At 73.1% G+C, this 20,743-nt stretch carries 20 protein-coding genes; 6 read left to right on the top strand and 14 right to left on the bottom strand.

The window, feature by feature from the left end:
- Positions 1–12: 12 nt before the first annotated feature.
- Both Sru01_RS12760 and Sru01_RS12755 read right to left on the bottom strand, forming a co-directional pair.
- Positions 13–321, bottom strand: coding sequence for a MiAMP1 family antimicrobial peptide (locus Sru01_RS12760; RefSeq protein ID WP_203984494.1), 309 nt, complete (start codon positions 319–321; stop codon positions 13–15).
- Positions 322–374: 53 nt separating this feature from the next.
- Entirely contained in the window at positions 375–1,928 is a 1,554-nt protein-coding gene (locus tag Sru01_RS12755) for an FAD-dependent monooxygenase (protein WP_239137362.1), read from the bottom strand.
- Positions 1,929–2,004: 76 nt separating this feature from the next.
- Here Sru01_RS12755 and Sru01_RS12750 point away from each other — a divergent pair, with 76 nt between their 5' ends.
- Positions 2,005–2,751: a TetR/AcrR family transcriptional regulator gene (locus Sru01_RS12750; protein WP_203984493.1), complete on the top strand. Its 747-nt coding sequence runs from the start codon at positions 2,005–2,007 to the stop codon at positions 2,749–2,751.
- 9 nt (positions 2,752–2,760) lie between these two features.
- Here the strand turns inward: Sru01_RS12750 and Sru01_RS12745 are convergent, their stop codons facing one another.
- Positions 2,761–3,033 carry a DivIVA domain-containing protein gene (locus tag Sru01_RS12745; protein ID WP_203984492.1) on the bottom strand — a complete coding sequence of 91 codons (273 nt, stop codon included), beginning with the start codon at positions 3,031–3,033 and terminating at the stop codon, positions 2,761–2,763.
- Positions 3,034–3,177: 144 nt separating this feature from the next.
- On the opposite strand from Sru01_RS12745, the gene Sru01_RS12740 reads away from it, so the two are divergent.
- A complete protein-coding gene (locus Sru01_RS12740; protein ID WP_203984491.1) occupies positions 3,178–3,849 on the top strand; it encodes a TetR family transcriptional regulator in 672 nt (223 codons plus the stop codon).
- Positions 3,849–5,459, top strand: coding sequence for a hypothetical protein (locus Sru01_RS12735; protein ID WP_203984490.1), 1,611 nt, complete (start codon positions 3,849–3,851; stop codon positions 5,457–5,459). The genes Sru01_RS12740 and Sru01_RS12735 overlap by 1 nt, the downstream gene beginning before the upstream one ends.
- Before the next feature lie 48 nt (positions 5,460–5,507).
- Here Sru01_RS12735 and Sru01_RS12730 read toward each other — a convergent pair whose 3' ends face one another.
- The 4 genes from Sru01_RS12730 to Sru01_RS12715 all read right to left on the bottom strand — a co-directional run bounded on the left by Sru01_RS12730 (position 5,508) and on the right by Sru01_RS12715 (position 7,204).
- Complete coding sequence (locus tag Sru01_RS12730; RefSeq protein WP_203984489.1) at positions 5,508–5,954, bottom strand: hypothetical protein; 447 nt, start codon at positions 5,952–5,954, stop codon at positions 5,508–5,510.
- A gap of 68 nt (positions 5,955–6,022) precedes the next feature.
- Positions 6,023–6,430: a PIN domain-containing protein gene (locus Sru01_RS12725; RefSeq protein ID WP_203984488.1), complete on the bottom strand. Its 408-nt coding sequence runs from the start codon at positions 6,428–6,430 to the stop codon at positions 6,023–6,025.
- A complete protein-coding gene (locus Sru01_RS12720) occupies positions 6,415–6,675 on the bottom strand; it encodes a type II toxin-antitoxin system Phd/YefM family antitoxin (RefSeq protein WP_203984486.1) in 261 nt (86 codons plus the stop codon). Before Sru01_RS12720 ends, Sru01_RS12725 begins: the two co-directional genes overlap by 16 nt.
- A gap of 115 nt (positions 6,676–6,790) precedes the next feature.
- The gene (locus tag Sru01_RS12715) at positions 6,791–7,204 is read right to left on the bottom strand and encodes a VOC family protein (protein ID WP_203984485.1); all 414 of its coding nucleotides are present in this window, start codon (positions 7,202–7,204) and stop codon (positions 6,791–6,793) included.
- Positions 7,205–7,253: 49 nt separating this feature from the next.
- Between Sru01_RS12715 and Sru01_RS12710 the strand changes: the two genes are divergently transcribed.
- Entirely contained in the window at positions 7,254–7,715 is a 462-nt protein-coding gene (locus Sru01_RS12710) for a MarR family winged helix-turn-helix transcriptional regulator (RefSeq protein ID WP_203984483.1), read from the top strand.
- Between the two features lie 167 nt (positions 7,716–7,882).
- Here Sru01_RS12710 and Sru01_RS12705 read toward each other — a convergent pair whose 3' ends face one another.
- From Sru01_RS12705 to Sru01_RS12675, 7 genes are all read right to left on the bottom strand, one after another.
- Positions 7,883–9,238: a glycoside hydrolase family 6 protein gene (locus tag Sru01_RS12705; RefSeq protein WP_203984482.1), complete on the bottom strand. Its 1,356-nt coding sequence runs from the start codon at positions 9,236–9,238 to the stop codon at positions 7,883–7,885.
- Between the two features lie 173 nt (positions 9,239–9,411).
- The gene (locus Sru01_RS12700; RefSeq protein ID WP_203984481.1) at positions 9,412–11,586 is read right to left on the bottom strand and encodes a DEAD/DEAH box helicase; all 2,175 of its coding nucleotides are present in this window, start codon (positions 11,584–11,586) and stop codon (positions 9,412–9,414) included.
- Between the two features lie 137 nt (positions 11,587–11,723).
- Complete coding sequence (locus Sru01_RS12695) at positions 11,724–12,599, bottom strand: SAM-dependent methyltransferase (protein ID WP_203984480.1); 876 nt, start codon at positions 12,597–12,599, stop codon at positions 11,724–11,726.
- Positions 12,596–13,036: a nuclear transport factor 2 family protein gene (locus Sru01_RS12690; protein ID WP_203984479.1), complete on the bottom strand. Its 441-nt coding sequence runs from the start codon at positions 13,034–13,036 to the stop codon at positions 12,596–12,598. The genes Sru01_RS12695 and Sru01_RS12690 overlap by 4 nt, the downstream gene beginning before the upstream one ends.
- Positions 13,037–13,103: 67 nt before the next feature.
- Positions 13,104–14,138: a polyprenyl synthetase family protein gene (locus Sru01_RS12685; protein ID WP_203984478.1), complete on the bottom strand. Its 1,035-nt coding sequence runs from the start codon at positions 14,136–14,138 to the stop codon at positions 13,104–13,106.
- Positions 14,139–14,200: 62 nt separating this feature from the next.
- A complete protein-coding gene (locus Sru01_RS12680) occupies positions 14,201–15,307 on the bottom strand; it encodes a terpene synthase family protein (RefSeq protein ID WP_203984477.1) in 1,107 nt (368 codons plus the stop codon).
- A complete protein-coding gene (locus tag Sru01_RS12675; protein WP_203984475.1) occupies positions 15,304–16,563 on the bottom strand; it encodes a cytochrome P450 in 1,260 nt (419 codons plus the stop codon). Before Sru01_RS12675 ends, Sru01_RS12680 begins: the two co-directional genes overlap by 4 nt.
- 928 nt (positions 16,564–17,491) lie before the next feature.
- Between Sru01_RS12675 and Sru01_RS12670 the strand changes: the two genes are divergently transcribed.
- Positions 17,492–18,949 carry a multicopper oxidase family protein gene (locus Sru01_RS12670; protein ID WP_203984473.1) on the top strand — a complete coding sequence of 486 codons (1,458 nt, stop codon included), beginning with the start codon at positions 17,492–17,494 and terminating at the stop codon, positions 18,947–18,949.
- Between the two features lie 87 nt (positions 18,950–19,036).
- Complete coding sequence (locus tag Sru01_RS12665; protein ID WP_203984472.1) at positions 19,037–20,647, top strand: ABC-F family ATP-binding cassette domain-containing protein; 1,611 nt, start codon at positions 19,037–19,039, stop codon at positions 20,645–20,647.
- Positions 20,648–20,743 lie beyond the last annotated feature (96 nt).

Below are 20,743 nucleotides of genomic sequence, written 5' to 3'. Positions count from 1 at the left end.
GCCGCCGGATGGTCAGCAGACGATGAAGATGCTCTGCCAGCCGACCGGGGTGCGCTGCTCGGCGTAGCGGTTGGACGCCAGCTCGAAGTGCATCACGCCTTCGGCGTTCGGCTGGTTGTACATCCGCCCGCTCTGACCGTCGCCGTACCACTTGTACGACCCGTGGAACGGGATGTTGGACGTCCCGCACTTGTCGATGGTCACCGACCGGCCGCTGAAGCCGGGGCCCTCGTAGGCCACGTACTGCGAGGCGAAGGCGGCGCTGCCCATGATCGCGACCAGTGCGGCGGTGGCGGCGGAGACGAAGGCGACTCGTTTCATGTCGGTCCTCTCGGAGGTTGCGGCTGTTTACCGAGAGTATGTTTACCGTGACTCTAGGTAAGCGAAACCTGCGATGTGTCGGGTGATGATGGCGTACTCGCGCCGTACAGTGCCGTCCAGTACTCGATCACCTGGTCCGCGGTCCCGGGGTGCGCGGCGAGTCCCACGTATCCGTCCGGGCGGACCAGCATGAGGGTGCCGCCGGCCGCGTCGTAGCCGGCGTGGGCGTGCCCGTCGCCGTCCAGCACGGCGGCCCCGCCGGCGGGCTCGCCTGGCCGGACCACGGTGTGCGCGCGCAGCGCGGGGCCGTACCGCTCGCCGAGGGCCGCCACGGTGCCGGCCTGCGCCGCGCCGAAGCCGAGCAAGGTCCAGTGCGGGCCGCGGAACAGGTCGAACAGCCGGCCGGGCCGGCCGCCCGGCATGGTCACCGGCGCGTCCGGGGCCCGGTCGCCGGCCCGCACCGCCCCGGGCTCGGCCCGGTCGTCGCGGGACAGCGAGCCGCCGCGGTAGCCGAGGGTGAGCTGGTGCACCTCGGGCCCGCGTACGTGGGCGTCGGCGTCGCCGCGCCGGTGCTTGTCCAGCAGCCGGGTGCTGAGGTCCAGTGCGGCCCGGGCCGCCGCCATCCGCTCCGGCTGGTAGCTGTCGAGAAGTGGCGGCGAAGGGGTGGCGAGCTTCCAGCCGAGGTTGTAGGCGTCCTGGATGCCGGTGTTCATGCCCTGGCCGCCGGTGGGCGGGTGCACGTGGCCGGCGTCCCCGGCCAGGAACACCCGGCCGTCCCGGAAGCGCTCGGCCAGCCGGGTGTTGGCCCGCCAGGTGGTGTGCCAAGTGACCTCGCGCACCACGATGTCCGCCCGGCCGGACAGCTCGGTGATCTGGCGCTGCAGGTGGTCGCGGATCGGCTCGGCGGCGTTCTCCGGCGGCCGGGTGGTGACGACGAACAGCTCGCTGCCCGCCAGCGGGATCAGCGCGACCACGCCGTCTCCGGCCTGCCAGATCCGGCCGTGGTCGCGGCTCACCCCGTCCACCCGGGCGTCCGCGAAGAGCACGGTGCCGCTGTCGTCGGTCTCGCCGGGGAAGGGGACGCCGAGCCGCTTGCGCACGGTGCTGCGCGCGCCGTCCGCGCCCACCAGGTACCGGGCCCGGACGTTCTCGGCCGCCCCCGCGGTGGCCAGGACCGCCGTGACGCCGTCCTCGTCCTGGGTGAAGTCGCCCAGCTCGGTGGCCGTCTCCACCCGCCCGCCGAGGGCGGCCAGCCGGTCACGCAGGATCCGCTCGGTGTGGAACTGCGGCACGAACCAGAGGTTCGGGTACGGCACGGCCGGTGTGGGCTCGGCGGGCTCGCTCATCCGGCCGGTCCACACGACCTCCCTGCCCTGGTAGGCGCGTATCTCGGTGCCGAGGTCGCCGGCGGCCAGGATCGGGTCGATGATCCCGAGGTCGTCGAACACCTCCAGAGTGCGCGGCTGCACGCCGTCGGCGCGTGATCCGCCGGGGAACCGGTCCGCCCGGTCGACGATGCGGAACCGGACGCCGCGCCGAGCCAGCTCGCAGGCCAGCGTCAGCCCGGTCGGGCCGGCGCCGGCGATGAGCACCTCGATGTCGGTCATGACACCACCCATCTGTTCGTACGACGTACCTATCTTTGGTACGGCGTACGAAAAACGGTAACGGTACAGTGTACGAATGGCAAGCGGTGATGATCAGGCGCTGATCTGGACCCGGCCGGCGCCGGGCAGCCGCCGGCCGAAGTTCACCCGCGACCAGATAGCGGCGGCCGCGCTGGCCATCGCGGACACCGAGGGCTTCGCCGCCGTCTCGATGCGCCGGATCGCCGCCGAGCTGGGCGCCGGCACGATGACGCTGTACTACTACGTCCGCAACAAGGACGAGCTGGTCGCGCTGATGGACGACGCGATCATGGGTCAGGTGCTGATCCCGGCCGGCGAGTTCCCGGACCACTGGTACCACGCGCTCACCGAGGTGGCGCTGCGCACCTGGGACGTGCTGATGCGCCACCCCTGGGCGCTGCACTCCCTGCAGAACGCGCAGCCCGGCCCGAACGGCATGCGGCACTTCGAGCAGTCACTGGCCGCGCTGACCGGCACCACGCTGGGCACGGCGGAGAAGTTCGCGCTGCTGGCGCTGGTGGACGACTACGTGCACGGCAATGTGCTGCGCGCCGCGGAGATGTCCACGGCGAACGAGACCTTCACCGACGAGATGTTCCAGGCCACCCGGCGGTACGCCGAGGCGCTGTACGCCACCGGCGAGTTCCCGCACACCGAGGCCCTGTTCGGCGGCCAGGACCCGGTCGAGGTGTTCGCCGGCCTGCTGGCCGGCCGCTCCGCCCGCGACCGCTTCCGCCACGGCCTCGACGTCCTGCTGGACGGCGCCGCCACCCGGATGGGACTCCCGCTACCGGGCCGTTGAACGGCGCCCTCATCCCTCCAGCAGCCGGGCGCACTCCTCCAGCGCGTCGTCGACCTGGTGGCGGTCATAGCCGCGGACCTTGCGCTTGAACGTGACGCCCCGGATGAAGTCCGCCGTGACCCGTTCCTGGTCGTCGGCCGTACCGGCGAAGGTCTTCTCCACCCGGTGGATCAGATGGTGGACCGCGTGGTGGTCATAGCCGCCGAGCACCACGTCGAACTCGAAGGCGGGCGGCGGTCCCGAGGGGAGGTTCGCGGCCTCCGGCCCGTGCGCATGATCCATGCGGTCGACCATGACACGGGCGGGATGGGCTCCTCAAGAGGTGAGCCGAGGTGAGGCCTTCGCCGGTGCGTTCTCGATCGTATTGAGCGGACGCTCAAAATCGATTAGCCTTGCTTGAGCGATCGCTTAAACGGGGGGGGCAGGGTGGCCGGGCAGGCGGGAGACACCAAGGGGCGCCTCGTCGCGGCCACCATCGAGACGCTGCGCTCGCGGGGCATCGCGGGGGTGTCGGCCCGCACCATCGCCGCCGAGGCGGCGGTGAACCAGGCGCTGATCTTCTACCACTTCGGCAGCGTCGACCGGCTGCTGGCCGAGGCGTGCACCACCGCGGCGGCCGAGCGGGTGGCGGCCTACCACGAGCGGTTCGCCGGCGTGCGGTCGCTGCGCGAGCTGCTCGCCGTCGGGCGCGAACTGCACGCGGCCGAGCGGGACGCGGGGAACGTCATGGTGCTCGCGCAGGTGCTGGCCGGGGCGCAGCGCGATCCGGCGCTGGCCGCGGCGGCGGGCGCGGCGCTGCGCCTGTGGACCCGGGAGCTGGAAGGCGTCCTGGACCGGGTGCTGGCCGGGACGCCGCTGGCGGAGATCGCCGACGTGCCGGGGCTGGCGCACGCGGTGGCGGCCGCCTTCATCGGCATCGAGCTATACGAGGGGGCCGACCCGGCGGCGGCCGGCGCCGCGCTCGCCGCCCTCGACCACCTCGGCGCCCTGCTGGACGTGCTCGACGGGCTCGGCCCGCTCGCCACCCGGGCCGTGAACACCGCGCTGCGCCGCGCCAGGCCGGCCCGGCGGCCGCCGACCCCGGGGAGGGCGGGCTGATGCCGGACTGGACCTACCACCCGCTGCGTGGCCTGGCCGGCGCGCTGCTGGGCGAGCGGCACTCCCAGCGGCTGGCGCTGCGGGCGCTGGCCGGCCTGAGCTCGCTCCCCGGCGGCCGCCGGCTGATCCGCGGCGCCTTCGCCCACACCGCGCCGCCGGCCGAGCTGGCCGGGACCGTCGCGGGCGTCGCCGTCCCGGCGCGGATCGGCGCGCTGGTGTCGCCGGCGACGGCCCGCGACGCGGTGCGCGCGCTGTCCGTCCAGGGTGCCGGACTGATCGTGGTGGCCCCGGTCGGCCGGGAGGACGTCGAACTCGTCCGCCGGGCCGCCGCGGGCCGGCGGTGCGCCGTCCTGGCGCGGACCGACGATCCGGCGGTGGCCGCGGCGCTCGCGCCGCACGTCGACGCCGTGCTGGCGGACGACGCGGAGCTGGCCGTCCTGGACGACCCGGCCGTCGCCGCCGCGCTGGCCGCGCTGGATGATCCGCGTAAGGCCGTGCTGGCGACTCCGGCGGTGTTGCTGGCGGCCGGGCCGGGCTGGTTCCAGCGGGTCGCCGAGGCGGCCACGCCGGTCGGACCGGCTCCCGGCCGGACCGGGGCCGGCGATGGCCTCCGGCACCGGCCCGCCTGGTGGTGGGGGACCTGGGTGGGCGCCGGCCTGGCCGCCGCGGGCCTGGGTGCGGCCGCCATCACGCTCGGCCCGGTCCTGCTCTGGTACGACCAGGACTTCCTCGGCCTCGACGTCCACCGGCTGCACGACGCGAACCGGCACCTGGTCGGCTTCCTGCGGCACGACCGGCTCACCATGGCCGGCACGATGGTGGCCCTCGGCGTCCTCTACGTCGGGCTGGCGGCCGGCGGGATCCGCTCCGGCGCGCGGTGGGCGCGCGACGCCTACCTGGCCTCCGGGATCGTCGGCTTCCTCACCCTGTTCTACTTCCTGCGCTTCGGGTTCGTGGAGCCGCTGCACACCGCGGCGGCCATCGTGCTGTTCGCCATGTTCGTGCCGGCCGTCCGCCGCACGCCGGACCGGCTGCGGCGGGCCGTGATGGCGGAGGGACCGGAGTCCGAGCGGCGCAGATCGCTGACCGGCCAGCTGCTCCTGATCGTCACCGGGGCGGGGTTGTCGATCGGCGGCGTGGTGATCTCGTTCGTGGCGCTCACCCGGGTGTTCGTGCCGAGCGACCTGGTCTTCCTGGGCACCACACACGCCGGCCTGCACGGGACGAGCCCGCGGCTGCCGGCGTTCGTCGCGCACGACCGGGCGGGGTTCGGCGGTGCGCTGCTGGCCACCGGGATCGCGGTCACCCTGCTCAGCGCCTGGGGGTGGCGCCGCGGGCACGCCTGGGTCTGGTGGTCGCTGGCCGGGGCCGCGGCGGCCGGTTACCTGCCGCCGGTGCTGGTGCACTGGGGGATCGGCTACACCGACTTCTGGCACCTGGCACCGGTGTACCTCGGGATGCTGCTGACGGCCGCCGCGCTGGTCCTCGCCCGGCCGTATCTCTGCGCCCGCCCGGCGGAGCCGGCCGGCCGGACCCGGCACGGTACCGACCACCAGGCCGGCGGATCGGCGTCCCGATTCCGGGTCGGGGTCCGTCCGCCCGCCCGGTGAGGCCGAACGGGTCACCGGGAGATTCGCCCGCGCGGTGCGGCGGGCGGGTCACACGGAGAGCAGCGCCGCCAGGAACAGCGCCAGCAGGAGGGTCAGCATGATGACGAGGAGCACCAGGAGCGGGATGAAGCACCCCTTCCCGTTCCAGGGCTGCGGCGCCGGGCCGAGAGCGCCCCGGGCGTAGGCCCACAGCGGGGCGCGGTACTCGACGTCGAGGGCCATGGCGGGCTGCAGCCAGATGGTCAGGTCCGCCGGGCCGATCCGCTGGGGCATGACGTACGGCAGATGGACATGCAGGTGGTACTGGCCCGGCGGGAGCGGGATCACGTTCCGGCCCCACCGGCCGAGCATCGGGTACCCGTTCAGGATGATCATCGGCGAGATCATCCTGAGCATGAAGCCGAGCGCGTGCCGCCTGATGTCGAGGACGAGATGCCCCGGCGGACCGGGCGGCGGCTGCTGCTGCCACTGGGCAGGCGGGACAGGCGGCTGCATGGCGGAAATGCTAGGGCATGTCCGGCAAGATCAAGCTATGGGGAATCAGGAGACGGTGGTTCGTTCGATCAGCGAGGAACCACCTGAGCGTGGACCCCGGGCAGGTCGTCGAAGGCGGCCGACGCGTCCATCGTGATCACTGTTCGGGCGGTGGTCGCGGCCGTTGCCGCGATCAGCAGATCATAGGCGCCACGTGACTTACCTTCTTTTCGGACATGTGCCATGAGGCGGGCGTGGACCCTAGCCACATCCGTCGTGTACTCCTCCACGGGGATGAGAGCAAGAACCTCATCCACAAAGGCCTGTCGAGCGGACCGCCGGGCGGAATCGGCTAGTTCCACCCCTACAAGCAGTTCGGCCACGGTGATCGCCGCTATCGCGACGTCGTCCGCGTCCCCGATCACCGTGTCCACGGTCGCCTTCCCTCGTTCGGCCGCGATCAGAACCCCGGTGTCCAGAATCAGGCGTCGGGCCATGTGGCCCTCATTTCGTCCTCGATCACCTCGCGGGCCACCGCGACATCGGTCCCGAAGTCAGCGTCCAATGTCCCGGCACTCCGGGCCAGGAATGCCTTTACCATACGACCCGGTGCGGTGGGCGCCGGACCGATCACGGCGATCTGTTTTCCGCCCCGGGTCACCACGATCGTCTCGCCGTGCTCGGCGTCGTCGAGTACGGCGGCGAAGCTTCGCGACGCTTCGGTGGCGGTCATCACCTTCATGGCATCAGATTATCTGATGAAGAGCGATCTCGCTGCCCGGCTACGCCTTCGGGCGTGATGTCCTGCCGCAGGCCGGTCCCGCCTCGCCGAGCCGTCCGGCGGACGCGGTCGGCTCTCAGGGGGTTCGGTAGGACTGGAATTCGACGAGGTTGCCATCGGGGTCGCGGAGGTGGGCGGTGCGGGCGGTGGGGCCGAATTCGGGCCGGTCGGCGGGCGGCACGGCGATCTCGCCGCCGTGCGCCGCCGCCACCGCGGCCGCCCGTTCCACGTCGTGTACCTTGATCACCAGCATCACCGCCGGGCTCGCCGTGCCGTCCCCGCCGGACAGGTCCAGGCCGGTGACCTTCGCCATGAGGCCGCGGTCCAGCAGGGCGAGCACCCCCTCGGTGCCCTGATCCCAGCTCGCGTACGGCCCGTCCTCGGTGCCGCCGGCGCGGTGCGCTCCGATGCACGCGGTCAGCACGCCGTCGTAGAAGCGGAAGCAGTCGGCGAACCGGGTGGTGAGCAGCCGGGGGTACAGAGCGTCCATCACATTCCTTGGTGAGTACCAATGATTGGGCGACACCTATGCTGCCATCATGACCGAAGTGCCACAACTGCCGCCCTCGCTGCTCGGCATCACCGCGTTCCTGCTCGCCAAGGTGGGGCTGGCCGGCCGGCGGCGGATGGGAGAGCGGCTCCGCGGCCACGGCATCGGCCTGTGGGATCTCGCCGTGCTCGCCGCGCTGGCGGACTTCGGTCCGGCCTCCCAGCGGGAGCTGGGGGAACGGCTGGGCATCGACCAGAGCGATCTGGTGGCCGTCATGGACGTGCTGGTGCCGCTGGAGCTCGTCGAGCGCACCCGGGACGCCGCCGACCGGCGCCGCTACCGGGTGGCCGTCACCCCGGCCGGGCGGGCCACCCTGGCGGCGGCCACCACCGAGGCCACGGGCGTGCGGGACGAGGTGCTGTCGGCACTGGACGAGCAGGAGCGCGCGCTGCTGCACGCGCTGGTCCGCAAGGCGTACGCGGGCCTGGACCCACGGGCGCGAGAAGGCTGAACCCGCGGGCGGCAGGAAGGCCGAACCTGTGGGGTGCGAGAAGGATGAAGCCGCGGGGCCGGGCCCGGCCCCGCGGCGGGTTCCGCGCCGCGAACGCGGCCGGGCCCCCGCGAGATACGCGGGGGCCCGGCGGGCGGAGGACCGTCAGGAGATCCTCGGCGGGGGTGTCAGGAGGTGGTGCAGGTGAACGAGCCGGGGCTGCCAGAGCCGCTGGCGGTGAAGCCGAAGCTCGCCGTCGCGCCGGAGCCGAGGTTGCCGTTCCAGCTCACGTTGTTGACCGAGACGTTGCCGCTGTTGCCGGACAGGTTGCCGTTCCACAGCTGGGTGATCGTCGTCCCGCCGGTATTGAACTGGACCTTCCAGCCGTTGATGGACGAACTCCCGTTGTTCTTCACCGTCACGTCACCCTGGTAGCCGCCCTGCCACTGGCTCACCGACTTGAAGGTCGCGGTGCAGCCCGAGCCCGGCGGCGGGCCGCTCGGGGTGGGCGTCGGGGTCGGGGTGGGGGTGACGGGCGGGGTGGGAGTGGGGGTGGGCGTCGGGTTCGGGCCACCGGTGGGCGGCGGCGCCGCGATGGCCAGGTCGTAGGCGCGCTGCGGGACGAACTGGCCGGCCGGGGCGATGCAGCCGTCCGACTCGCCCGGCGGCTTCACCCACAGGAAGGCGTCGATCGCCGAGTCGCCGGTGTTGGTGGTGCTCCAGTTGCCGGTGGCGCGGCCGCCGGGGTCGCACCACTCGCTGCCGGCCGGCCCGTTGCCGTTGCGGCTGGTGTCGATGACGGCCTTCAGGTTGCCGTTGCCGATGGCGGACAGCACGCTCTTGGCGTACGACACCAGGCCGGGCGTGGACCGGTAGTTGGAGACGTTGACGGCGATGCCGTTCGCGCTGTTGGAGATGTCCGCGCCGCGCAGCCGGTTCGCGGCGTCCGACGGCGACACCCAGGCGTCGTGGCCGATGTCGAAGTACACCTTGACCTGGGAGGAGGTGGACCGGAACTTCTTGCCGGCGTAGGCCATGGAGGCCTGCACCTCGGCCTGCTGCGAGGAGTTCATGCAGTTGGGCATGATCGCCAGGGCGTCCGGCTCCAGGATGATGGTCGCCGGCCGGCCGCCGAGCCCGGCCGCCACCTGGTCGATCCACGCCCGGTACGAGGCGTGGTCGGGGGCGCCGCCCGCGCTGGGCCCGCCGCAGTCCCGGTTCGGCATCTCGTAGACGACCACGATCGGGATCTTGCCCGCTGCCGCCGCGGCGCCGACGTAGGAGTCGACCTGGCCGCGCACCGTCGAGGGGTTGTAGCTGGCGAACCATCTGCCCTGCGGCACGGCGGCGATCCGGTCCCGGATCACCGAGGCCTTGCTGTCTCCGGGGTTGGCCGCCACCCACTTGGCCGCGTTGGTCTGCGGGTCGGTGTAGAAGACCGAGTCGGCGGCCTGGGCGGGCGAGGAGATGAGGGCGGCCGCTCCCGCGGCCGTCGCGAGCGCCACCGTGAGGAGGGCCGCCGGAAGGGGCCGTCTACGAGCCATGACTACTCCTGTCCAATCCGATGTGGGAGCGCTCCCACCATGCCTCGGATCGTAGGGAGCCGTCACCTCGCCCATAAGGGCCCAGGGCCGCGCGAGCCATGAGCGGCCCCATCGGCGCAGGAAGAGTCGCACATCCGATGTTTCCGGCAGGTGAAACTTTCAACATTCCCACGTCACATCGTCGCGTCGCCGGGCACTCCGGCGCGGCCCAAGGTCAGCCGGCGCTGCTCCTCCTCGACGATCTGCCGGGCGATCGCCTGCTCGGAGATGTCGACCGCGTCCGGCGCCGCCTCCGCCAGGTCGCTGCGCCGCGCGTAAGCGTCGAAGAGCCGGGTCTTGGTCCGCAGGATCTCCAGCATGCGCTGGTCGACGCTGTCGGCGGCCAGCAGCCGGTGCACCTGCACCTTGCGCACCTGGCCCATCCGGTGCGCCCGGGCCACCGCCTGGCTCTCCATCGTCGGCTTGACCTGGGGTTCGCACAGGATCACCACCGAGGCCGCCTGCAGGTTCAGCCCGGTGCCGCCCGCCTGGATCTGGGCGAGCAGCACGGCGTGCCCGTCCGCCGCGCCGAAGTCGTCCACCACCTGCTGGCGCCGCCCCGGGCTCAGATCGCCGGAGATCGGCCCGTACGCCGGCCCGTCCAGCGTCTGGCCGACGGTGGCGAGCACGTCGCGGAAAAAGGAGAAGACCACCACCTTGAGCCCGGTGCCCGCCGCCTCGGCCACCAGCTCGCGCAGCCGCTGCAGCTTGGCGGACGTCTCCGGCCGCGCGTAGGCGGCCCGGCGCATCGCCATGAAGTTGCCGGCCGCCACCGCCGCCCGGTACGCCGTGGTGTCGGCCGCGCTGAACTCCTCCCACTCGTCCACCTGCACCAGGTCGGGCAGCTCGGTGAGAACGTCCTGCTGGTTGCGCCGCAGGTAGACCGGGGCGACGGCCCGGCGGAACGCCTGGGCGCCGGCCGCCGCGTCGCTGCCGCGGACCGCCTGCACGAGATCGGGATCCAGGTGGGCGACCAGCGCCCGGAACTCCTCGACCCGGTTCTCCATCGGCGTGCCGGTGAGGAAGAGCACCCGGTCGGCGTGCCGGCAGCAGGCGGCGACGGCCTGCGAGCGGCGGGTCGCCGGGTTCTTCACGTAGTGCGCCTCGTCCACCACCAGCATCGCCGGGACGAGCGCGTCCGGCACCTGGAGCCGGTGCAGCGCGTCGATCGTGGTGACCGCGACACCGCCCAGGCGGACCCACTCGGCCAGCGCGGCCGCCCGGTCCGGGCCGTGCAGCCGGAAGGCGGCCAGCGAGCTGCGCGTCTCGATCTCCCGCAGCCAGTTGACCAGCACGCTGGCCGGGCAGGCGACCAGGAAATGGGTGCCGCCGCGCGCCTTCAGATGGGCGATCGCGGCGATGGCCTGCACCGTCTTGCCCAGCCCCATCTCGTCGCCGAGGATGACCCGGCGCTGCACCACCGCGAACCGGGCGCCGAACGACTGGTAACCGCGCAGCGACACCCGCAGGTGGGTGTCGTCCAGCGGCTGCTCCTGCACCCGCGCGGAGATCTCCTCGGGCAGGAACCCCTCGGCGGCGGCCCGGTCGGGCTCCAGCGCGGCGAACTCGGCGAGCAGGTTGTAGTACTCCGGCGGGCGCAGCTCGAAGTCCGACCACGCCTCGATGGTGGAGGCCGGCGGCCGGAGCAGGTCCACCGACGCCTGGGCCAGCACCGTCCGGGTGCCGGCCGCCCGCGCCTCCGCGAGCACCTCCCGGATCCGCGCCAGCGCCTCCCGCGCCGCGCGCCGGCCGGTCCCGCCGGCCAGTAACCTGGCGAGCCGCCCGCGCGCGGGCCGGGCGGCCGGCAGCAGCGCGCCCAGCCGCTCCGCCGCCGCCCGCGCCGCGCCGGCGGCGTGCGACAGCTCCAGACCGGCGCCGACCAGGCGATGCAGCGCGACGAGCAACGCCGTCGTCTCGGCGTCCCGCAGGTCGACGTCGACCCGGATCGGCGCCACCTCCTCGGCCGCGCGGGCGATCTGCCCGGCCGCCGCGTGCAGCTGCGCCGCGCCACGGGCGCTGATCCCCGGCAGCAGTTGCAGGGCGTACGGGGTGGCGTCCAGCACGTCGAGGACGGTGGCGTACCCGGCCTGCTCCAGCACGCCGATCCGCAGCCGCCCCTCGGTAACGTCCTTGAGCCGGGCCACCGGGATCGCGGCCAGTTCGGCCCGCGCCTCCCGCGCGCGCACGACCGACAGCGCGCCGGCCACCTCGGCGCGGGCCCGCTCGTCGTCGGCGAGCAGCCCCCGGGCGGCGGCGAGCAGTTCCCCCGCCTCGGTCAGGATCGCCCGCGCCTCCCGCGCGGAAGGCATGGCCTGCTCCTGCCCGTCCAACGGCTCCCGTCCCTTCGCGCGATCCCGGCGATGCCGGACATCGTCTCAGGGCCCCGGCGACCACCGTGATCCGCTCCCCCTGCCCGCCCGCCGCCCCGGCAAGCCGGCCGGTTCCCTCACCCCGCCCGCTCGGCGGCGGCGATGAGGTAACCCATGCGCTCGAACGCGGCGAAGGACCGGTCCCACAGCTCCATGGGCAGGTCCACCGACTCGACCGGGATCCCGGAGCCGGCCACCAGCCGCTGGAACAGCTCGACCACCCGGTCGGGGGAGTACCGGGTGCGGTCGCTCACGTCGACGATGTCGGTCAGCCGCAGGCCGGCCGCCGCGATCAGCCGCGGGTAGTCGTCGAACCGGGCCAGGGAGTGCACCTCCCACTCGCGCAGGATGCCCTCCAGCACCGCGCGGTCCTCGGCCGTCTCCGGTGGCGTCTCGGAGATGTCGCAGAGCGCGAGCCGGCCGCCGGGCCGCAGCAGCGCGGCGATGTTGCGCAGCACCTGGAGCCGGTCGGGCATGTACAGCATGGACTCCACCGCCCAGACCCGGTCGAAGGACCCCGCGGTGAACGGCGGGTTCATCGCGTCGGCGTACCGGAAGGTGACGCGGTCGGCCACCCCTTCGGCGCGGGCCAGCGCGGTGGCGGCCGCGACGTCCCGCCGGCTGACCGAGATGCCGACGACCTCCACCTCGGCGGCCTGGGCGAGCCGCACGGCCGGCCGGCCCCGGCCGCAGCCCAGGTCCAGCACCCGGTCGCCGGGCCGGGGCCGCAGCATGTCGATCATGTGGTCGGTCAGCCGGTCGGCCGCCTCGGCGAAGGTGCTGTCGTCGTCCGGGCCGAGCCAGTAGCCGAAGTGGACGTTGCCCCCCATCAGGTCGCCGAGCACGTCCCCCTTCTCGTCGAAGAAGCGCCCCACCCGCTCGGCGGTGGTGTCCGGCCCGGCGGCGTCCACCGCGATGGCGGCGGGAACGGAGGTCATGGTGTCGTCGCTCATTCCGGCACCACGCCGATCTGCCGCAGCACGGCGAAGATGTCGTAGTAGTCCGCCTGCCGCCGGACCAGCCCGTCGTCGGAGAACTCCATCAGGCTGAGGCCGCGGTTCTCGATGCGGCTGCCGCGTACCGCGGTCGCCGGCAGGTGCGGGAAGTGGCCGGTCAGCGTGCCGAGCCCGAGCCACGGCACCGCGGCCCGGTTGCCCGAGATGATGGGTTCGGCCAGGTCGACCCGGGTGTCCGGGCAGGCGGCGACCCACCGGTCCATGAATTCCGCCAGCTCGGCGTGGCCCTTGAAGGTCTGCTGGAGCGCGATGTCCTCCAGCGTGCCGTCGTCGGTGAAGCATCGCACGTAGGCGTCGGTGTCATGGTCGTTGAAGGCGGCGAAGCACCGTGCCACGGTGGCGGCCACCAGGTCGTCGATTCGCTGTCGGGTCATCGCACTGCTTTCTGGTCACGGGCTCGGGCCGAGCCCTGGTCCGGATGCGTCGTGGTCCGCGGCGCGGTCACCACCGGCGGTCGGCGAGCTGCGCGGTGAGCTGTTCCAGTTCGGCGCGCGCGTCGGCGGGAATGTCCAGGCTCACCAGGCGCTCCCACGCCATGTCGATGCGCCGCCGCGCCTCGGCGGCGGCGAAGGCGCGCCCGCCGGCCTCCTCCACCAGCGCGGCGGCCAGTTCCAGCGCCCCGCCGTCCAGCGGGCCGGGGGCCGCGTACAGGCGCGCGAGCCGTCCGGACGCCGCGCCGGGCGCCGACAGCGCCGCGACGACGGGGGCGCTCCTCTTGCGCGCCCGCAGATCGGCGCCGACCGGCTTGCCGGTGAGCAGCGGGTCGCCCCAGATGCCGAGCAGGTCGTCCACCAGCTGGAACGCCACCCCGAGATGGGTGCCGAACTCGTGGAACCGCTCGTCCCACCCGGCGGGCGCGTCCGCCGACAGCGCGCCGAGCCGGCAGGCACAGCCCAGCAGCGCGCCGGTCTTGCCCTCCATCATCGCCAGGCACGCGTCGATCGGCGGGGTCTCGGTCTCCGCGAAGCGCAGGTCGTGGCACTGCCCGGCCATCAGGTGGCGCAGGGTGCGGGCGAGGTGGCGGCAGGCGTCTGGCGGCAGGCCGGCATCCGGCGCGGTGAGCACCTCGAAGGCCAGGCCGAACAGGGTGTCGCCCGCCAGGACGGCCATCGGCACGCCGTACCGGGCCCAGACGGTGGGCCGGTGCCGCCGCTCCCGGTCGCCGTCCATGATGTCGTCGTGGATAAGGGAGGCGTTGTGGGTGAACTCGACGGCGACCGCGGCCGGCACGGCGGCCGCCGGGTCGCCGCCCGCGGCCCGCGCGCACAGCAGCGTGAACGCGGGACGCAGCAGCTTGCCGGCGGCCGTGCCGGTGGGCCGGCCGTGCGCGTCGCGCAGGCCCATCTGGTAGGCGCACATGTCGCGCAGCGCGGGTTCCAGGCCGTCGGTCCAGCGGGCCAGCGCGGGCGGCAGCAGCCGCCTGGCGTCGCCGACCGCCCGCGGTACGGCCGGGGCCGCAGGTGTCCCGATGCTCATGGGGCTCGTCAGGCCTTCCTGTGCGGAGGGGTGCGGTGCGGGTGCCGCGCCAGGCGCGGCGGTCAGGCCTGGACGAGGCCGGTGTCGAGGTAGTCCGCCGGCCGGCCGGCGCCGGCCGGGCCGCCGGGGCGGTACCGCTTGGTGCGCGCCGACCAGTCGAGGTTGCCGCGCATCCAGGACCGCATGCCGGCGAAGTTGTTCGCCAGCGCGACCGCGTCGCCGCGGAAGGCGTGCAGCGTCCGGCCCTCCCACTCCCGGAAGTCGCGGATCCGGGTGGAGATCGCCGAGGCGACGTGCGCCACGGACGCGCCGCGGGTCAGGCCGCGGGCGTGCTCCACCACCGCGACCAGGTTGTGGTACTCCCCGACCGACAGTTCCTTCTCCAGGGAGTAGACGTCGTTCGTCCAGCACACGACGTCGCAGGCGGCGCGCAGCGCCTGCTGGTAGGCGGCGTCGGCGTAGGCGGGCGGCGGGACGGGAGTGCGCTCGGCGATCTCGATCAGGTCCATGCAGACGTAGATGGCCCCGGTGTGCCGCCGCTTGTCGATGTAGGCCGGCTCGCCGGGGACCACGCCGCGCGCCCGGTTCTCCGCCTCCCAGGCCGCGGCCAGGCCGCCCGCCACGATGTGGTCGACGAACCGGTCACGCCATCCCGGCGCGGCCCTGGGCAGGGTGCGGTGCCACAGGTCGGCCAGCGCGGTGACGATGGCGGGCACGCCCTCGGCCCGGCCGGCGGGGTCGCCGTCGCCGCCGAGCACCGCGGCCATCTGGGTCATCAACGTCTCCACCCGGCCGGGATCGCGGCCGAAGACGCCGTCGTCGAACTGGTCGTCCAGCAGGAACAGCCAGGCGAACCAGTCCGCGATCAGGTGCAGTCCCGCCTGGTCGGCGGTGGGATAGGTCACCGCCGCGAACCAGCCGAAGTCGGCGTGCTCGAACCGGCGGCGTGCGGCCGGTTTGCGGACCAGGCCGTGGCGCTCGACCCACCCGGACAGGTGCGAGCGGGCGGACGCCAGATGCGGGCTGACCCGGGGCGGGAAGACGTCGAAGGCGCCGGGCAGGATCTCGTCGAGGAAGCGGGTGACGGCGGCGGCGTCCGCCGGGCCGGCCGGGCCGGCCGGGAAGGCCGGGACCGCGGTGCCGGCGAGCCGCCCGGGCGTGGCGGTCACCGCCGGGCCATCCGCGCGTGGATGCCGCCCTTGGGGTGCATCGTGATCAGCGGCTCGATCTCCACGTACCGGCGCTCCTCGGGGATCTCCACCCGGTAGGCCTGCGCCACCATGGCCAGGATCAGCGTCAGCTCGGTCAGCGCGAAGTGCTTGCCGATGCAGTTGCGCGGGCCGCTGGCGAACGGGATGTAGGCGTGGCGGGGGCGCGCATCCACCTGCTCGGGAGTGAAGCGCTCGGGGTCGAAGACGTGCGGGTCGGGCCAGTACTCCGGATGCCGGTGCAGGGTGAACATGTTGAGGTAGACGTCGGACCCCGCCGGGATGCGGTAGCCGCCCATCTCGTCCTCTTCGATGGCCCGGCGCATCGTCTGCCAGGCGGGGGTGTAGAGCCGCAGCGTCTCGTCGACGATCATCCGCGTGTAGACCAGGCGGGGCACGTCGTCGAAGGCCGGCACCCGGCCGCCGAGCACCTCGTCCACCTCGGCGTGCAGCCGGGCCTGCACGTCGGGATGCTGCCCGATCAGGTGGATCAGCCAGGCCACCGAGTTGCTGGTCGTCTCGTACCCGCCGATGATGATGTTGAGGACCTCGCGGTGCAGCTGGAGCGGGGTCATCCCGGTGCCGGTCTCCTCGTCCACCGCGTTCATCAGCGCGGTGAGCAGGTCGAGGTGGTCCTCGTCGCTGTCGATCCGGCTCCGGATGACGTCGGAGACGAAGCCGTCCATCGTGCGGATGATCTCGTTCAGCCGGCGGTGCGGCCGGGTCGGCCAGCTGAGCGGTGGGAACGGGAAGCGGAAGAAGGCCCCGACGATCTGGTTGGCCTCCAGGAACATCTGCTCGATGGCGTCCCCCCGCGCGCCGACCTCGGCGCCGAACAGCGACCGGAAGACGATCCGCATGGCCAGCTGGCCCAGCTCGGTGCTCACGTTGACCACGTCGTCCGGCCCGTACTGCCGGTCCCAGCGCCGGAGCATCCTGGCGGTCTCGTCGGTCATGTTCTCCGCGAAACCGGCCACCTTCGGCCGGTGGAAGGAGGGCTGCATGATGCGGCGCTGCCGCCGCCACGGCTCGCCGCCGACGTTGCCGATGAGCCCGCCGCGCAGGATCGGCTCGACCGCGCGGAACAGGAAGGTGCTCTTGTCGTAGTTCTCGTGGTTGCGCACCAGCACGCGCTCGAAGTAGTCGGGATGGTTCAACATGATCATCTTGATGCCGAGCACCCGGATGGCGACGATGTCACCGTGTGCGTCGATCATGCGTCCGAGGAATCCCACCTGGTCGCGGCGCATTGCGAGTACCCCGCCGAGCTGATGGAGGAGGCCGGTCTCCGGCACCTTCGCAAGCGGCCGGCCCGTCGTGGCGGCCGGACCGCCGGGCCGTGCGGTCCGTGGTTCCGCGGTGGCGATGTTCTTCATGTCACGACCAGCTCTCTGCCGTCAGCGGGCGACGAGGGTGGATGGCGCCGCGGGCGGAGGCGGGCCGGCGAAGCCTCCAACGCGGCGGGTGCGCTGAGCACCTCGATGCCCTTGACCCTCACATCGGGTATTTCGCTCGGCATCTCTTAAATTGCTGCCTTATCGCAAAATGCTGAATTCGTACCCTTAACCGGAAATCTCGGTTTCCCTGGAATGCCATGGCCGCCGCACTCTTCTCTCCGGTAGCCCCACCCTTTTCTGGGGTTGACCCGCCCTCCCACCCCGCCGCCCCCTCCCGCGACCAGCAGGCCGTTCACCCGCACCCGGCCTACCCCGGTTCGGGCGCGCCGGTGTTCTGAGGAGGAGGGCGGAAGTGCGAGGTACGAGCGCTTCCAACCGACGAACGAAGAACGCCGGCTGAAGGCGCCCGAACCCGCGCGCGCGAAGCGCGCGCCAAAAAACACAGCGCGCCCGAGCCGTAACCCCACCGCCTACCCCGTCAAGTGAGAGCAGGAGGTCACCCACCCACGTCGCCCCCCCCCGCGCGTAGCGAGCCGTTCACCCGTAGCCGCCCCCTCCCGGGCCGGTGCCGGCTGAAGGCGCCCGAACCCGCGCGCGCGAAGCGCGCGCCAAAAAACACAGCATTTTGGAGGAAGACAGCGGCGGTAGCCGGTGACAGGTTTTTCTCGGCGGACATTCTCTCCCGTATGTGGACGGAGTCCCCCGAGGCCAGTCGAATCACTGGGCGCGCCGACGAAAAGGGGATCCTGTGCTCAACCGACGACGCATGCTCGCACTCGGCGCCACCGTGGGCGGGGCGATGGCGCTCCCGCTGGTCCGGGCCGCCGCGGTCGGCGCCCAGCAGGGCGAGCCGCCGCACCGGGGCTACCACGTGGGCCGCCGCACCGCGGCCACCGCGGTGCGGGCCGACGTCACCCCGTTCTCGGTCCGGATGCCGGTGCCGCCGGTGCTGCGCCCGGCGAGTTCCGGCCCGGCCGGCGACGTGTACCGGATCCCGGTGCGGGCGGCCACCGCGGAGATCCTGCCCGGGGTGCGCACCCAGGTGCTCGGCTACGGCGGCGGCTTCGGCGGGCCGACCATCCGCGCCCGGGCCGGCCGCCCGGTGCGGATGGTCTACGAGAACACCCTGGACGCGCCGGTCAACGTGCATTTGCACGGCGGCCACGTGCCCGCGGCCAGCGACGGCCATCCGATGGACCTCATCCAGCCCGGCGGGAGCCGCGCCTACGACTACCCGAACACCCAGCGGGGTGCCACGCTCTGGTACCACGACCACAGCCACGGCACCGAGGCCGAGCACGTGTACCGGGGCCTGCACGGCTTCTACCTGATCGAGGGCGAGGACGAGGCGGCGCTGCGGCTGCCCGCCGGCCCGTACGACGTGCCGATCATGCTGCGCGACTCGGCGTTCGACGCCAACGGTGAGCTGATCTTCTTCGGTGACCCGGCGGAGCGCAGCACCTTCCTGGCCAACGGGAAGGTCCAGCCGTACTTCCCGGTGGCCGCGCGCAAGTACCGCTTCCGGCTGCTGAACGCGGGCAACGAGCGGGTGTTCCGGCTGAACCTGGGCGGCGTCGAGATGATCAGGATCGGCTCGGACGGCGGGCTGCTGCCCGCGCCGGTGCCGGTCACCGAGCTGGTGCTCGCCTCGGCGGAGCGGGCCGACATCGTGGTGGACTTCGGCCGGCACCCGGTCGGCACCAGACTGGTGCTGTCCGACGGCACCACGCCGGTGCTGCGGTTCGACGTCGTGGCCCAGGCGCGGGACACCAGCCGGGTGCCCGACCGGCTGCGCCCGATGCCGTCCTTCCCGGCGGCGGCGGTCGAGCGGGACGTGGCGATGAGCTTCGACCTGTCCGGCAGCTTCCCGGTCGGCCTGGTCAACGGCCGCCCGTACGACCCGGACCGGGTGGACTTCCAGGTGAAGCGGGGTACCACCGAGATCTGGCGGGTCATCAACGCCGACACGATCGGCATCGACCACACCTTCCACATGCACCTGGCGCAGTTCGAGGTGCTGGACCGCGACGGGGCGCCGCCGCTGCCGCAGGACGCCGGCCTGAAGGACACCGTGCACGTGCCGCCGGGCGGCTCGGTGCGCGTCCGGGCGACCTTCACCGACCACCTCGGCCGGTACGTCTACCACTGCCACTACCTGGAGCACTCCTCCATCGGCATGATGGGCCAGATGGAGGTCATCGCCTGACGCCCCCGCGCCGGCGGGCGGAAAACGGAATGTCGGCGGGGGCGGCCGGCGGGTAGCCTGCGCGAGGACCTATGGAGGGGAATCGCGGTGGGGCACGTCGAGGTCGCTCATCTGACGTACGTGCTGCCCGACGGGCGGCCGCTGCTGGACGACGTCTCGTTCCGGGTGGGCGAGGGCGTGAAGGCCGCGCTGGTCGGGCCGAACGGCGCGGGTAAGACCACGCTGCTGCGGCTGGTCGCCGGTGACCTGCGCCCGGTCGACGGCAGTGTCGCCTCCTCCGGCGGCCTCGGGGTCATGCGGCAGTTCATCGGCGGCATCCGCGACGGCCGCAGCGTGCACGACCTGCTGCTTTCGGTGGCCCCCGACCGCGTGCGCGACGCGGCGGCCCGGCTGGAGGCGGCCGAGCTCGCCATGATGGAGCGCGACGACGAGAAGACCCAGATGCGGTACGCCCAGGCGATCACCGACTACACCGACGCCGGCGGCTACGAGATCGAGGTGCTCTGGGACACCTGCACCGTCGCCGCGCTCGGCGCGCCCTACGACAACGTCAAGTACCGCGAGGTGAACACGCTGTCCGGCGGCGAGCAGAAGCGGCTGGTGCTGGAGGCGCTGCTGCGCGGCCCCGACCAGACGCTGCTGCTGGACGAGCCGGACAACTACCTGGACGTTCCGGGCAAGGAGTGGCTGGAGCAGGCGCTGCGCGACACCCCGAAGACCGTCCTGCTGGTCTCGCACGACCGGCAGCTGCTGGCCAACGCCGCCGACCGCATCGTCACCGTCGAGTCGGGCGGCGTGTGGGTGCACGGCGGCGGCTTCACGACTTACGCGCAGGCCAGGCGGGAGCGCAACGAGCGGCTGGAGGAGCTGCGCCGCCGCTGGGACGAGGAGCACGCCAAGCTGCGGCGCCTGGTCGTCATGCTGAAGCAGAAGGCCACCTACAACGACGGCATGTCGTCGGCCTACCACGCGGCGCAGACGCGGCTGCGCCGGTTCGAGGAGGCCGGGCCGCCGGAGGAGGCGCCCCGCGACCAGGCGATCAGCATGCGGCTGCGCGGCGGGCGCACCGGCCGGCGGGCGGTCATCTGCGAGGGCCTGGAGCTGACCGGCCTGATGCGGCCGTTCGACCTGGAGATCTGGTACGGCGAGCGGGTCGCGGTGCTCGGCTCCAACGGCTCGGGCAAGTCCCACTTCCTGCGGCTGCTCGCCGGGGAGGACGTCCGGCACGCCGGGACGGGCCGGCTGGGCGCCCGGGTCGTCCCCGGCCACTTCGCCCAGACCCACGCGCGGCCCGAGCTGCGCGGCCGCACGCCGTGCGAGATCGTCATGACCGAGCACGCGCGGCTGAAGAACGAGGCCATGAAGGCGCTGGACCGATACGAGCTGGCCGGTGGGGTCGCCGAGCAGCGGTTCGAGACGCTGTCGGGCGGCCAGCAGGCCCGGTTGCAGATCCTGCTGCTGGAGCTGTCCGGCGCGACGATGCTGCTGCTGGACGAGCCCACCGACAACCTCGACCTGGCCAGCGCGGAGGCCCTGCAGGACGGCCTGGACCGCTTCGAGGGCACCGTGGTCGCGGTCACCCACGACCGGTGGTTCGCCGCCGGGTTCGACCGCTTCCTGGTCTTCGGCGCCGACGGGCGGGTGCGTGAGACGCCCCGCCCGGTGTGGGACGAGGCCCGGGTGGCCCGCCCGCGCTGACCGCGGCGGTTCGGCGGCCGGCGGGCCGGGTGCGGTCCAGACGGGGTTAAAGACTTCGCCGCGGGCACGCGTGTCGCGGGATCGGGCCCGGCCGGG

The sequence above is a fragment of the Sphaerisporangium rufum genome (assembly GCF_016863395.1).
In the GTDB taxonomy this organism is placed as follows: Bacteria; Actinomycetota; Actinomycetes; order Streptosporangiales; family Streptosporangiaceae; genus Sphaerisporangium; species Sphaerisporangium rufum.
This window is presented reverse-complemented; position numbering and strand designations above follow the sequence as displayed.